The sequence below is a fragment of the Rothia sp. HMSC065C12 genome, from assembly GCF_001812085.1.
GTDB lineage: Bacteria > Actinomycetota > Actinomycetes > Actinomycetales > Micrococcaceae > Rothia > Rothia mucilaginosa.
Genome location: NZ_KV807678.1, coordinates 1 through 13,618, shown reverse-complemented (window position 1 = coordinate 13,618; position 13,618 = coordinate 1). Strand labels below are relative to the sequence as shown.

Below are 13,618 nucleotides of genomic sequence, written 5' to 3'. Positions count from 1 at the left end.
CCGACATGTAAAGTCCACCGTGGGTCTTACGCTGAGAAGCCACATGTTCGCCGAGAAGCCACTTCTTTCGTGGCTTTTTCGAAACACATGTGGCTTCTCGGCTACCGGGGTTCTTCCCTTCGGCTGGTTACTCTTCCGGTTTCTAACCAGCCCCCCCCCTATTCACACTTCACACCGATACGAGGAATACACTTCCATGACTTCCGTTATCTTCACCCGCCGGGCGATGCTGAGCAGCGGCACACTCATGGGTCTCAGTACCCTTCTTGCAGCCTGCGGTCAGCAGGCGGCTAATGAGGCGGGCGCCTCGGCATCATCGACCGCAGCTCCGAGCGAGACCGCCTCGGCATCCGCTACGGAGTCGCCCTCTGCCTCGGCAACTCCGTCTACTGTCCGAGGCTATTCGGGCGGCTCGAAGGCACCCGATGGGGAGTACCGTAAGGCCGACGGCCATGGTCCCGCACAGAATGTTCCCCTTCCGAAAACCGAGCCGCAACAGTACCCCGAAACCTTCGCTGGTCTCCGTGAGATGATGACCGATTGGGTCAGAGCCCGTAACTACGGTATTCAGACCGGTGACATGCAGTATGTATAGCCCTATATGCTGGATACCTACGAGAAGGATATTAAGTTCCTCAAGGATATCGAAGGCCTTTATCAGCGCGGAGGCTGAGGTGGTGTGCACCCAGGGCTGGGTCTGCATTCCTACTTTCTATTTTATTTTTCTAACAAATAAGATTATAATAAGGAGTGTTTATTCTCGGAGGTTTTTATGTCATTTCTATCAAAAAATTGGGCAGGACTGTCAGTCTGTCTGATCATTTCTATCATCTCTTGGGTTTTAGGAGGATTTCTGCCTGTTGTGGGAGCACCTGTTTTCGCCATTTTTATCGGAATGATTCTCCATCCCTTTCTCACTTCCTATACACAACTGGATGCCGGTTTGACTTATAGCTCCAAAAAACTGCTTCAGTATGCTGTTATTTTGCTTGGGTTTGGACTCAGTATCTCACAAGTTTTCGCAGTTGGAACATCTTCCCTTCCTGTCATCATTTCGACCATTTCTATCGCTTTAATTATTGCTTTCTTTTTCCAACGCTTTTTTAACCTTGATACAAAGCTAGCTACCTTGATTGGAGTTGGATCTTCTATCTGTGGCGGTTCTGCCATTGCAGCGACTGCTCCTGTTATTCACGCCAAGGAAAAAGAAGTAGCCCAAGCCATTTCTGTTATCTTTTTCTTCAATGTCTTGGCAGCTCTTATCTTTCCAACTCTAGGTTCTTGGCTCCATCTTTCCAACGAAGGTTTTGCTCTCTTTGCGGGTACTGCGGTCAACGATACTTCCTCTGTGACAGCTACTGCTAGTGCCTGGGATAGTCTTTACAATGCAAACACTCTTGAGCCTGCAACTATTGTCAAGCTGACACGTACTCTAGCTATTATCCCTATCGTTCTCTTCCTCTCCTATTATTGGCAAAGCCGTCAACAAGGCAACAACCAAGGAGTGAAGCTTAAAAAAATCTTCCCCGTTTTCATTCTCTACTTTATCCTAGCTTCTCTGCTAACTACTCTTCTCACATCTTTCGGTGTCAGCACTAGCTTCTTTTCACCTCTCAAACAACTCTCCATATTCCTCATCATCATGGCTATGAGTGCTATTGGTCTCAAAACCAACCTCATTGCTATGATCAAATCCAGTGGAAAATCCATTCTTCTTGGAGCCCTTTGCTGGATTGCTATCATCCTGACTAGTCTTGGCATGCAATTACTCATCGGTATTTACTAAGAAAAAAGGGAGCCTAAAGGCTACCTCAGAACGTAGACAAATCAGATGGATTTTGGACTGTCGTTGGCTCGCTTTCTCAAGAGCAGCTGAAGGAAAAAAGGGCTACTGAAATAACCCCATAACCATTGAGAAGCCACACGTGTTTCGAGAAGCCACCATCGTTGTGGCTTTTCGAAACACGTGTGGCTTCTCGGCGCATAGGTATCGGCGCATGGCGTCTTCCGTAAAATGGTGTCTATGGCTAAGAAAACTAAAGGTAAGAAGAGCGGCGCAGCAACCGCCGCCGTAGCACTGCTGACCGAGACGAACACCCCCTTCCAGATGCGTGAATACGAGCATGTTGAGGGCGTCACCTCCTTCGGTGAAGAGGCCGCGAAGAACCTCGGCGCCTCCGAGGAGCAGGTGTTCAAGACCCTGCTAATCGTGCACGAGAAGGATTTCGCCGTCGCGATCGTACCGGTCTCTGGCAAGCTGAACATTAAGGCTGCCGCCGCTGCCCTGGGCTGGAAGAGCGCCTCCATGTGCGACCCGAAGGTCGCTGAGCGCCGCACCGGCTACGTGGTGGGCGGTATTTCTCCGCTGGCTCAGAAGACTCCCTCCCCCACCCTGCTCGATGAGTCTGCGCAGCTTTTTGACACGATCATGGTCTCTGGCGGTAAGCGCGGCCTGGATGTTGAGCTCGCCCCGGACGACCTGCTGAAGCTGACCAACGGCAAGTACGCTGACATCCGCGCTTAGTCCGCGCTCAGCGGGAATAATCCGCCCGGCCGCGGCGTTACATATGCCGTAAGAGCCTGGGCATGAGAGCAAGCTGAAGGAGTCATGATGGGCAATTCGCTACCCGGCGTGGGTGCTATCGCCAAGAACTGGCGTGAGGTGCTCAAGCCTGAAGAGTACGCTGTTCTGCGTGAGGGCGGCACCGAGCGCGCGTTCACGGGCGAGTACTGGAACACCCACACGGAGGGTGTGTATTCGTGTCGTGCCTGCGGTACGGAGCTGTTCCGTTCTGATCAGAAGTTCGATTCGCATTGTGGTTGGCCGTCGTTTTTCGCGCCGCTGGCTGAGGACCGTGTGCGTTACCTGGAGGACACGACGTTCGGTATGCGCCGTGTGGAGGTGCGTTGCGCCGCCTGCGATTCGCACCTGGGTCACGTGTTTGAAGGTGAGGGCTACCCGACTCCCACGGATTTGCGGTATTGCATTAATTCGGTGTGTCTGACGCTGGCCCCGGCTGGTGAAGCACAGCCTGGTGATACTCCGGTTGACGAGGCGGAAGCCGCCGAATAAACCCCGGCAAGACCCCTCGCGGGCACTCCGGTGAACCCCTTATTGTGAGTCTCTCTAAATTCGAGGCTTTAGGCTCGGGCGGGTAGAATGGCGTAGTGCCTTCGCGGGCACGCCACCCCGCCCGGGCTCATGTTTGCTCGGGCGTACGCCTACCCGGGCATTTGGCCCATCGTATGGGCGCGTCGAACCAGGCAGAGGAAAAGGATTGAGTGCATGAGTACCGCAGCTGAACAGAATGCCGCAGGCACCCCTCAGCTGACCCTTAACGGTATCGAAGTTCCGGACGTTGTTCCTCTGGAGACCCCTTCCGCACCGATTCCGACCCTTATCAACACGGAAAGCGGGTTGCGTCGTGCCGCTGAGCAGTTGGCGGCGGCGTCCGGCCCGGTGGCTGTTGATACTGAGCGTGCCCAGGGCATCCGCTACGGTTCGCGTGCTTTTTTGGTGCAGCTCAAGCGTGAAGATCAGCTATACCTGATTGACCCTGAGGCGTTTAAGGATTTGCGCATTATTAACGATGCTCTGGCGGATGCTGAGTGGGTTATTCACGCCGCAATTCAGGACTTCCCGAGCCTGGATATGCTCGGTATGCGCCCGAACCGTCTGTTTGATACGGAGCTTGGTGCACGTCTTGCCGGTCTGGAGCGCGTGAACCTGGGTGCGACCGTTGAGGAGCTACTCGGCTATAAGCTGGCGAAGAAGCACTCGAAGGAAGACTGGTCGCGCCGCCCCCTGCCAGAGTCCTGGCTGAACTATGCGCTGCTGGACGTTGACGTGCTCATTGATTTGCGTGACGCAATGGAGGATTTGCTCCGCCAGCAGGGTAAGCTGCAGTACGCCCTGGAGGAGTTTGAGTACCTGTGCAAGAGCCCGGTGAAGGATCCGACGGATCAGCCGGAGCGTTGGCGTAAGACGAAGGGCCGCACGATGTTGCGTTCGGTCAAGCAGCTGACGGCGCTGCGTAACCTGTGGCTTGAGCGTGACTCGCTGGCGCGTAAGAAGGACGTTGACGCGAAGCGTCTGCTGCCCGACTCTGCGATTGTGGAGGCGGCACGCACCATGCCGCGTAACGTGCCCGCTATCATGGCGATTCCTGGTTTTCAGACGCGCGGTTTGCGTCGTGAGGGCCCGCGCTGGGTGCGTGCTATTGCTGCTGCGGCTCGTGGTGAGAACGCCGTACCGTTTACTTTGCCGTCGACTGCCCCGCCGCCGTTGAAGGCGTGGGAGTCTAAGCGCCCCGAGAACTTGGCGCTGTTCACCGAGGTTCGTCAAGCAATTGATGAGCTCTCGGAGGAGCTAAATATCCCGGCGCAGAACCTGATCACGACCGATTATGTTCGCCGCCTCTGCTGGGAGCCGCCGGCTCGTTTTGACGAGCAGACCCTGCGGGATGCGCTCACCGAGTACGGTGCGCGTTCGTGGCAGACGGGTCTGGTTGCCCCCGTGATTGCACCGATTTTTGCCCGCCACCTGGGGTAGATTTCTCTAACGCTGAATAGATGTGTGTGCCGGTTGGGTGTGTTGCTGATGCGACCGCCCGACCGGTATTTTGTGTACCTCGGGAGTTTGACACGGTAGTTTGCCATGGGATTTTGCTTCGTGTGTAAACGCGAACCAAGCTTAGCCTGCTCTCATTCGATTTTTGTCCCAAACCGGCATAGGGTGGAGAGAGTACACGAAAGGAACCACCATGCCCGCACCCAACGGATGCTGCCGCTCTCAGAAGGCATGCGCCTCCCCTGCTACTGAATCTGGCGCTACTGCATCTGCCGCAGTCGAGTCTAATGCCGTCGACGCCGCAGCAGCTACCGCCGAGATTGAATCTTCTGCTCGCGTCTTCTCCCGCCGCGCAACCCTCATCACCGGTGCCGTCGCATCCGGTGCGCTGCTCGCCTCCTGCGCTGAAGGTGACTCCAACGTTACCGCGCCCGAAGGCACCGTTGAGGTGGGTTCCGCCTCCGCAGTGGGCGTGGGCAAGGCGGCACGCCTGACTCACGGCTCCACGACCGTTATCGTCTCCCAGCCGTCCGCGGGTGAGTACAAGGCGTTCAGCACCGTCTGCACCCACCAGGGCTGCCAGGTGCAGGTGCAGGATTCCAACCGCATCGTGTGCCCCTGCCACGGCTCCGAGTACGCCGTAGCTGACGGCTCGGTCGTGCACGGCCCCGCAGAGGAGGCGCTGACCAGCTACCCGGTGCAGGTGAAGGGCGGCAAAATTTTCGTCACCCACACCTCCAAGGATTCCTAAACCGGCGGCTCAGAACCTACGTACGGCAAAACCTCTACACAGCAAGACCTGCGCACAGCAAAGCCCCGCCCATCACAATCGATGGGCGGGGCTTTGTGCTGTCTTATGGTGCCCGCTACTGATGCCTACTATTGCGGCGCGCTACTGAGAGAAGCTTAGGCAGCACATCTCAGGTACGACCGTTTAGCGGGTGTGGCGCGGCTTCTGGCCCTCTTCACGAGCGAACGGCACCTTATCGCCAGCCAGCTGCGCACGCAGGTCCGCGATAATGGTTTCCGCGGTCAGGCCGACCTCTTCCAGAATCTGCTCGCGAGAAGCGTGCGGAATGAACTCCGCCGGAAGACCCAGCTCGCTCAGCGCGGTATCCACGCCAGCCGCACGCATTTCCTGGCGGATGCGCGAACCCACACCACCGGAACGCACGCCGTCCTCAATGGTCACCACAATGCGGTGATCGCGAGCCAGCTCAATGACTGAAGACGGCACCGGCATCACCCAGCGCGGGTCAACCACGGTGGATTGGATACCCTCGGCGGCAAGCCCCTTGGACGCTTCCAGAGCCACGCGAGCCATAGCGCCCACGGCAACGAACAGTACGTCACGCTGACCAGTTTCCGGGTGGGGTTCACCGGTGCGTGCCAGCACGTCCACACCGTCGCTGCGGCGCTCCAGGGCGGGAATGTCCTCACCCACGGAGCCCTTCGGGTAGCGAATCACGGTCGGTGCGTCGTTGATAGCTACAGCCTCACGCAGCTCTTCGCGCAGGGTCGCGCCATCACGCGGAGCCGCCAGGTGCAGACCCGGAATGAACTGCAGCATCGCCAAATCCCACATGCCGTGGTGGCTTGCACCATCCGGGCCGGTAATGCCGGAGCGGTCCAGCACCACGGTCACGCCCGCCTTGTGCAGGGCAACGTCCATGAGCAGCTGGTCAAAGCCGCGGTTCAGGAAGGTTGCGTAGAGGGCAACCACCGGGTGCATGCCGCCGTACGCCAGGCCGGCGCTCATCGCCACGGCGTGCTGCTCAGCGATACCTACGTCAATAACGCGCTCGGGGTGGCGCTTCTGGAATTCGCGCAGACCCACGGGAATGAGCATCGCACCGGTAATACCGACGACGTTCTCCTGCTCGTCCGCAATATCTGCGATTTCGCGGCCAAAGACGCCGGTCCACGACTCGGAGGTGCTGGTTGAAACATCCTCACCGGTCAGCGGGTCAATCTGGCCCACCGCGTGGAACTGGTCGTCCTCATTCGCGCGGGCGGGCGCATAGCCGTGGCCCTTCTCGGTAATGGCGTGCACAATCACCGGGCCGGCATAGTTCTTCGCCGCGGTCAGTGCGTTCTCCACAGCCTGCTGGTCGTGGCCGTCAATGGGGCCCACGTACTTCATACCCAGGTCCTCAAAAATGCCCTTGGGTACGACGACGTCCTTAATGCCCGCCTTCATGCCGTGCAGGCCGCGGTACACCATCTGACCAACCGGGCCGCCACGCTGCAGACCGATGCGCACCGCATCCAGTGCGTGGTCGTAGCGGTGATCGAGGCGCACACGATCCACCTGCTGCTGCACGCCGTGCTTGAGCTCAGAGAGCTGGTTCGCGAAACCACCAATGGTCGGCGCGTAGGAGCGGCCGTTATCGTTGACCACAATCACGACCTTGCGGGTGCGGTCGGCAGCAATATTGTTCACAGCCTCCCACGCCATGCCGCCGGTCAGCGCGCCGTCACCAATGAGAACCACGGTGTAGCGGTCATCTTCACCGTTGAGCTTGTGCGCGCGAGAAATACCGTCAGCCCACGAAATCGAGCTGGAGGCGTGCGAAGACGCAATAATGTCGTGCTCAGACTCGCCACGATCCGGGTAGCCGGACAGGCCGCCCTTCTGGCGCAGAGTCTTAAACGCGTGACGGCCAGTCACCAGCTTATGCACATAGGACTGGTGGCCGGTGTCAAAGAGGATGTTGTCCTTGGGAGACTCAAAAACACGGTGAATGCCGAGGGTCAGCTCCACAACGCCCAGGTTCGGACCCAGGTGACCGCCGGTCGCCGACACGTTCGTCACAATGAACTGGCGAATCTCCTTAGAGAGCTCCTCCAGCTGCTCGTAGCTGAGGTTCTGCAGGTCCGCCGGGGACTGAATACCCGGGAGCAACTTGGCAGTGGCACCATTACCAATGCTGTAGTCGGCGGTGGGTGCGCCACCGGCGGCGCTATTCGGGGTCTCCTCCTGCGGCAATGCGTTTTCAGCGGACATACACCCACACTCCTCAAGGTCGGGGCACGGCTCATTCCGTGCGTTGGTTCTTCAATGATTCTACCGTTTACGATGCCAAAAAGCAGATTTATGCGCCCGCAGAGCAAGACGCACCGGGTTGAGCGAAAACGGCCTGAAATAACCCCTAGTGGGCAGGCTGGTGAACAGCCCAACCCGTCCAACACGGCGATTATTTGCTGCTTTGTTACAGCTACTAGCTGCGCGCTACTTGGTGCGGCGGCGGCGCGGACGAGGCTTCGCCGGGGCACGCTCAAAAAGCGCCACCGATTCCACGTGATGCGTATTCGGGTACATATCAAACGCCCGAAGCTGCACCATGTCCCAACCCAGCTCACGCAAAATACCGGTGTCACGACCCAGGGATGCCGGGTCGCACGCCACGTACAGAATACGCTTGGGGTCCAGCGCATCCAGGCGTTCCAGGGTGGTACGGTTCGCGCCCTCACGGGACGGGTCAAGGACCACCGCATCAATGGCGGGGATTTCGCCAAACTCAAGGGCGGTCTTCAAATCCACCAGGTGGCGTGCCACATCGCCGCGAATCACCTCAATGCGGGTGTCCGCAGAGTTCTCGGTGCGGGAGCAACCATCCGGCGCGAAGTTCGAGCGGGCATCCTTATGGGTCACCGGGGAGCCCTCAATGCTGACGACGGTACCGGTTGCGCCCACGGCATCCGCGAGTGCGGCGGTGAACAGGCCCGCGCCGGCGTACAGGTCGAGGGTACATTCGCCTTCTTGCGGGCGGAGCATGGTGAGCATGGTTCCGACCATGGTGGAGGGGGCGGCGCGGTGAATCTGCCAGAAGCCGCCGGCGGATACCTGGTAGCTGAATCGGCGGGAGCCGAAGGTGACTTCTTCGGTGACGGAGCGCAGACCCGCGCCGAGCAGCTGGTCGCCTTCGGGTACGCGGCGGTAGGGGGTGTGGGAGGATCCGGGGCGGCGGCGTTTGGGCTTGCCGTTGGAGGTGGACTGCGGGGTGAAGAAGAGGGAGATCTTGCGCTTGGCGAGCAGTCCCCAGGCGTCGGCTGCCTGCTGTTCGATGTCCTTGGCTACCTCTTCGATGGAGAAGCGCGGGTCAACGATGAACTGCAGTAGGACCCTGCCGCGGGAGGAGACGGTTGCCTCGACTTCGCGTACGCCGCGCAGGTTCAGTTTCTCAAGCTCTAGGTTGCGCAGTTCGAGTGCGGCGAGGGGAAAGTCTACGACCGGTACGGGCTGGGAGGCGCGGTACGGGTGCATACCGACGTGCCAGGTGACGGCGGGGCTCTTCTTGCCGCTGTTCTTCTGGCTGCCGGGCTGGGTGCGGACCTTGGTCACGTTGTAGCGCACGCGGGTACGCCAGGACAGGCCCTCGTTGTTATCGCGCAGGGGCAGCTCTTCAACGATGAGGTTGGTCAGCAGGGGCGATTCGAGGGGCAGACCGCCCAGTCGGTTGATTTGGGTGCGGACGATATCGGTCTTGTAGCGTCGCTGCTCAGCCAGGCTGATGTGGCCGTATTCCATGCCGCCGAGTAGTTCGGGTACGCCGGTTGCTGCGGCGCGTTCCTCGTCGGTTGCGAGCGCATCCGCCTGAATCCAGGGGTGGGGGCGGCGTGCCAGGGAAGGTACGGGTACGGAGACAACATCTGCGAAGTAGAAGCGGCGCTTGGGACCGATGGCGGTGATGCGCACTTCTGCCTGTTCGCCGACGATGCCGTGACGCACGAAGATGACGCCCTGTTCGGTGCGCGCTACGAAGGCGCCGCCGTGTGCGGGTGCCTCACAGGTGACGGTGAGGGTCTGCCCGACGCTGTATCCGTCTACTTTTTTGGAGGCGGCAGGCGTGGTAGCAGGGTGAGTCACAGCATTGTCTCCTAAAGAATCACTTAATGTGAACTATTTTACACCGGATTGTGCTTTTGCTCCGATTCCGACGCCCCGCAGGGGGCACCAAATAGGTTGCAAAGGGCAAAGTCCAGGCGCTATGCGGGGTGCTCAAAGCAAAGTTACGGGGCAATTGACCGGGCTGGGCACCAGGCAAATATTTCTGGGCGCTGGGCAATCATGCTGGGCGCTGGGCGATTATTACGGCTGGCGTTTCTTCTCGCGCGCCACAGCGTCCGCCTCGTGCAGGCGACCGCGGTACACCGCGTGGCGGTTGCTCTGAATCAGCTCGCGGCCACCACCGGCTGAACGAGTAATCTTCGGGGCGACAGCTTCCGTTGGGCCTTCTGCTTCTACCGTTGATTCTTCGCTTTGTAAACGCTGATCAAAAATCTCATCATACACTTCGTCCTCGTGCATCGCCCAGGGCACGGTCGCGGTCATGACGCCAGGCTCGTGCAGAAGCGCCCGCTTGAGGCGACGCACCGTGCGGCGGTGCAGAATACGCTGCCACCAATGCTCCACCACGAACTCCGGCAGGTACACCACCAAAATATCGCGCGGCGACTTCTTGCGGCGGCGGCGAATATACGAGACGACAGCCTCCACCGTGTCACGGTACGGCGAATCAATCACCGACAGCGGCACCGGAATACCCAGGGCGTACCAGCGTTTCTTCACAACGTCCAGGGCGGCGCGGTCGTTGTTGACCGTCAGCGCCTCAATCGTGGAGGGGCGGCCGGCACGCGCATAGGAGAGGGCACGAACCGCCGGGCGGCGCACACGCTCCACGTACACGATGGCGTGCACACGCGAAGGCAGGGCCGCCACATCCGCGACGGATTCGGCGTTCAGGGGGATGTCCAGGGCGGCATCCACCGCATCGTAGTGGCGGCGAGTCACAACCATACCTCCAACCATCAGGGCAATCATTCCAAGGGAGAGCCACGCGCCGGCGGCGAACTTCGTCACCACGATGGTGACCAACACCGCGGTGGTCACGACCACACCTACCGTAGAGACCGCAATATCTCGTAGCAGGGCGCGGCGCGGCATCTGCGCCAGAGTAATACGTAGCAGGCGCATACGGTAACGCACCACCGCCAGCTGCACCAGCATCATGGACAGGCACATGCCCACAATGTACAGCTGGATCAGCGAGTACACGTCCGAACCGAAAATGCAGGTGAGGAAAATTGAGAATGCCGACAGCGCCAGCACACCGTTCGCGTACAGGCCGCGTGAATCCACGCTACGGAAGAATACCGGCAGGTACTGGTAATCAGCCAGCGACGAGGCAATCACTGGGAAGCCCGTAAACGCCGTCAGCGAGGCAATAATCAGCACGCCCACCGTCGCAAAAACCAGCAGCTGCGCGAAGAACGGCGCACCCTGATAAATCGCCAAAGCCACCTGGTACAGCGCCGGCTTCTGGTGGAAGTACTCCCCCGGTGTGTGCCCGTCAATAAACAAGAAACGGGTCGTATCGTGCACCATGTGCACGCGGGTTACCGCCGCAAAACCGAGCAGGCTCACCAGCAGGACCGAGGTGATCAGGCCCATCAGCATCATGGTGACCGCCGCATTATATTTCTTCGGGCGGCGGAAATACTTCACCGAATTAGAGATCGTAGAAACACCCGAGAACGCCACCAGGCCAGCGGAAAACGAACGCGCCAGAAGCAGCACCAGCGCCAGGCCCTCCAGCGAATGGGTCTCCAGCTCAGGGGCAATCACGTAGGTCGCAGACTCAGCCAGCGGCAGAGTACCCGTGGCGGCACGAACCCAACCCACAATGAGGGTGCCCCCCAACAGCGCCAAGAAAACGTATAGCGGCCAGTACGCAATCTTGCCCAGCAGCTGCACGCCACGCAACGCAAACAGCGTCAGGGCAACAATGAGCAGCACCGCAATGAGGGTGCGCCAATCCTGAATCTGCGGGTACAACGCCACCAAAAACGAGGATGCCGAAGACATCGAAACCGCCACCGTGAGCATATAGTCCATCAGCGAGGATGCACCCATCACGATCGAGGGCAACGCACCCAGTTTGCGGTGCACCAGCTGAATATCGCCCTCGGAAGCGATCTGGTTGATGTTGTACCGGTACGTGCCAATCACCAGCAGACCGACCATCGCCACACCCAAACCAATCCAGGGTGAAAAAGCGAGCGCAGACGCACCCGCAGCGGCAAGGGTCAGGATCATCTGGTCGGCTGCGTAGGCGACCGAAGAGATGCCGTCGGCACCGAAAAGAGGCAGGGCGTAGCGCTTCGGCAGCGCGACTGCCGAAAGATTTCGCGTGCTGACCGGCTGACCGGTCAGGGCGATGCGCATCCTATCCCAACGATTCCTCACGCTGTTAAGGCTATCGGTCGCGGCTTCAAAGCTCAATTTTATTCAGCCGAATAGTGGGCATTGCGAGCGGAATATCACGGAGCATCGGCGTGGAGGCTCACCCGCCCATTACACTGGTAGAGGTAGGCGGTAACGCCTTATCACCGTAAAACATCAACACTCGGAGGGATGTATGCCTCACTTCGTCATTATGGGTGCCGGACGCGTGGGCGTCATGCTGGCGCGCACTCTGGAAGCTTCGGGGCATACGGTCTCCGTCATTGACCAGGACGAACGTGCTTTCCAGCCGCTGCGTAAGGGCTTTGAGGGCCGCCTGGTGACCGGTGTCGGTTTTGATGAGGACACTCTCAAGCGTGCCGGCATTACCGAGGCGTACGCTTTTGCCGCCGTCTCTTCAGGCGATAACTCGAATATTATTGCCGCCCGTGTGGCACGCGAAATGTTCAAGGTGAAGAACGTTGTGGCGCGTGTGTACGACCCGAACCGCGCCGAGTTCTTCCAGCGCATGGGTATTCCCACGGTCGCTTCGGTGCGTTGGTCCACCGACCAGGTGCTGCGCCGCCTGCTGCCCGAGCAGGCGCTCAAGGGCGACTTCCGCGAACCCTCAGGTCGGCTCATGCTCACCGAAATTCCGCTCGATGACGGTTGGGCGGGTCACGCCCTGACCAGTATTGAACGTGCCGCCGGGGTGCGCATCGCCTACATCACCCGCTTTGGTGAGGGCATGCTCCCCCGCCCGGACAGCGCCTACCAGCAGGGCGATAGTGTGCACGTCATGATGCGCACCGACGACGTTGCGGACGTAACCCGTATTCTCTCCCGCCCGCCGCGCGTTGAAGACGAAGAAGTGGAGGCGAACTACGCCCCCGCCTCGGGCCACCGCAAGCACCCCCACGCCCCGAAGAAACCCGCTGAACAGAAGCACAACGACGTACCCGTTGCCGAGCATGAGTTCCATCTCGGTGACACTCCCCCGGAGCTGCCCGACCCCCTTGAACTCATCGGCCGCCATCGTGATTCCTCGAAAGGTGAGAAGTAAGTGAAGGTCCTCATTGTTGGTGCCGGCTCCGTGGGCGCCTCCATCGCTAAAGAGCTCATGATGAACGGCCACGACGTGACCATCATCGACTCCAAGCCCGAAGTCAAGAAACGCGCCGATCTGCCCGGCGTGCGCTGGCATATTGGTGACGCCTGCGAACTGTCCGTACTGCGCCAGGTGCACCCGAACAAGGCGGACGTGGTCGTTGCCGCAACCGGTGACGACAAGGCAAACCTGATGGTCTCCCTGCTGGTGCGCAGTGAGTTTGGTGTACCGCGCACCGTGGCGCGCGTGAACAACCCGCGTAATGAGTGGCTCTTTGACGACTCCTGGGGCGTGGACGTTGCCGTGTCTACCCCGCGTCTGATGACCGCCCTCGTCGAGGAAGCCGTGGAAGTCGGCGACGTGGTGCGCCTGCTGACCCTGCAGGCTGGCGGCGCAACCCTTGCCGAGTACACCGTGCCGGATGACCACCCCGTCATCGGTTACCGCGTGGATCACGTGCAGTGGCCTGCCGATACGGTGCTCACCGCGATCCTGCGTGACGGCGCACCGATTCCGCCCAGTGCCGACGTGGCGATTGAGGGCGGCGACGAGCTGTTCTTCATCACGACCATTGCCGGTGAGGACCAGATCCGCGCGCTGTTCGCCTAAGCGTTTATGCGCAAGCTTTTGCATAGCGTTTATACGTAAGTTTTTGAGGAGGCGAAAGCCCCGGTCCCTTTTTATGAACTGCGCCCCGAAACTTGGACGCATTAAA

11 protein-coding genes are annotated in these 13,618 nt (G+C 59.6%); 8 read left to right on the top strand and 3 right to left on the bottom strand.

Translation table 11 applies throughout. The features are described from left to right. The first annotated feature begins 196 nt into the window (after positions 1-196). The 6 genes from HMPREF2836_RS04390 to HMPREF2836_RS04365 all read left to right on the top strand — a co-directional run bounded on the left by HMPREF2836_RS04390 (position 197) and on the right by HMPREF2836_RS04365 (position 5,321). Positions 197-595 carry a DUF6318 family protein gene (locus HMPREF2836_RS04390; RefSeq protein ID WP_239662472.1) on the top strand — a complete coding sequence of 133 codons (399 nt, stop codon included), beginning with the start codon at positions 197-199 and terminating at the stop codon, positions 593-595. A gap of 177 nt (positions 596-772) precedes the next feature. Further along, complete coding sequence (locus HMPREF2836_RS04385; RefSeq protein WP_005506354.1) at positions 773-1,786, top strand: YeiH family protein; 1,014 nt, start codon at positions 773-775, stop codon at positions 1,784-1,786. Between the two features lie 237 nt (positions 1,787-2,023). Next, positions 2,024-2,524: a Cys-tRNA(Pro) deacylase gene (ybaK, locus tag HMPREF2836_RS04380; protein WP_070629557.1), complete on the top strand. Its 501-nt coding sequence runs from the start codon at positions 2,024-2,026 to the stop codon at positions 2,522-2,524. A gap of 87 nt (positions 2,525-2,611) precedes the next feature. Continuing rightward, complete coding sequence (msrB, locus tag HMPREF2836_RS04375; protein ID WP_049337746.1) at positions 2,612-3,073, top strand: peptide-methionine (R)-S-oxide reductase MsrB; 462 nt, start codon at positions 2,612-2,614, stop codon at positions 3,071-3,073. Between the two features lie 213 nt (positions 3,074-3,286). Continuing rightward, positions 3,287-4,552 carry an HRDC domain-containing protein gene (locus HMPREF2836_RS04370; RefSeq protein ID WP_070629556.1) on the top strand — a complete coding sequence of 422 codons (1,266 nt, stop codon included), beginning with the start codon at positions 3,287-3,289 and terminating at the stop codon, positions 4,550-4,552. Between the two features lie 211 nt (positions 4,553-4,763). After that, a complete protein-coding gene (locus HMPREF2836_RS04365) occupies positions 4,764-5,321 on the top strand; it encodes a Rieske (2Fe-2S) protein (protein ID WP_070616483.1) in 558 nt (185 codons plus the stop codon). A 183-nt stretch (positions 5,322-5,504) separates the two neighbouring features. Here HMPREF2836_RS04365 and dxs read toward each other — a convergent pair whose 3' ends face one another. The 3 genes from dxs to HMPREF2836_RS04350 all read right to left on the bottom strand — a co-directional run bounded on the left by dxs (position 5,505) and on the right by HMPREF2836_RS04350 (position 11,798). Beyond that, a complete protein-coding gene (gene dxs / locus HMPREF2836_RS04360) occupies positions 5,505-7,577 on the bottom strand; it encodes a 1-deoxy-D-xylulose-5-phosphate synthase (RefSeq protein ID WP_083309161.1) in 2,073 nt (690 codons plus the stop codon). A gap of 225 nt (positions 7,578-7,802) precedes the next feature. Continuing rightward, entirely contained in the window at positions 7,803-9,440 is a 1,638-nt protein-coding gene (locus HMPREF2836_RS04355) for a class I SAM-dependent RNA methyltransferase (protein WP_070629555.1), read from the bottom strand. A gap of 222 nt (positions 9,441-9,662) precedes the next feature. Continuing rightward, positions 9,663-11,798, bottom strand: a complete 2,136-nt coding sequence (locus HMPREF2836_RS04350; protein WP_070629554.1) for an APC family permease — start codon at positions 11,796-11,798, stop codon at positions 9,663-9,665. Between the two features lie 193 nt (positions 11,799-11,991). On the opposite strand from HMPREF2836_RS04350, the gene HMPREF2836_RS04345 reads away from it, so the two are divergent. Together HMPREF2836_RS04345 and HMPREF2836_RS04340 are read left to right on the top strand one after the other, a co-directional pair. After that, positions 11,992-12,858 carry a potassium channel family protein gene (locus HMPREF2836_RS04345; RefSeq protein WP_070629553.1) on the top strand — a complete coding sequence of 289 codons (867 nt, stop codon included), beginning with the start codon at positions 11,992-11,994 and terminating at the stop codon, positions 12,856-12,858. Then, positions 12,859-13,512 (top strand): potassium channel family protein, encoded by a 654-nt coding sequence (locus tag HMPREF2836_RS04340; protein ID WP_070629552.1) that lies wholly within the window; start codon positions 12,859-12,861, stop codon positions 13,510-13,512. The last annotated feature ends 106 nt before the right edge of the window (positions 13,513-13,618 follow it).

Bases quoted from the DNA above. Each gene is read 5' to 3' on its own strand.
- HMPREF2836_RS04390 (WP_239662472.1), top strand. From the start codon at position 197: ATGACTTCCGTTATCTTCACCCGCCGGGCGATGCTGAGCAGCGGCACA.
- HMPREF2836_RS04385 (WP_005506354.1), top strand. From the start codon at position 773: ATGTCATTTCTATCAAAAAATTGGGCAGGACTGTCAGTCTGTCTGATC.
- ybaK (WP_070629557.1), top strand. From the start codon at position 2,024: ATGGCTAAGAAAACTAAAGGTAAGAAGAGCGGCGCAGCAACCGCCGCC.
- msrB (WP_049337746.1), top strand. From the start codon at position 2,612: ATGGGCAATTCGCTACCCGGCGTGGGTGCTATCGCCAAGAACTGGCGT.
- HMPREF2836_RS04370 (WP_070629556.1), top strand. From the start codon at position 3,287: ATGAGTACCGCAGCTGAACAGAATGCCGCAGGCACCCCTCAGCTGACC.
- HMPREF2836_RS04365 (WP_070616483.1), top strand. From the start codon at position 4,764: ATGCCCGCACCCAACGGATGCTGCCGCTCTCAGAAGGCATGCGCCTCC.
- dxs (WP_083309161.1), bottom strand. From the start codon at position 7,577: ATGTCCGCTGAAAACGCATTGCCGCAGGAGGAGACCCCGAATAGCGCC.
- HMPREF2836_RS04350 (WP_070629554.1), bottom strand. From the start codon at position 11,798: ATGCGCATCGCCCTGACCGGTCAGCCGGTCAGCACGCGAAATCTTTCG.
- HMPREF2836_RS04345 (WP_070629553.1), top strand. From the start codon at position 11,992: ATGCCTCACTTCGTCATTATGGGTGCCGGACGCGTGGGCGTCATGCTG.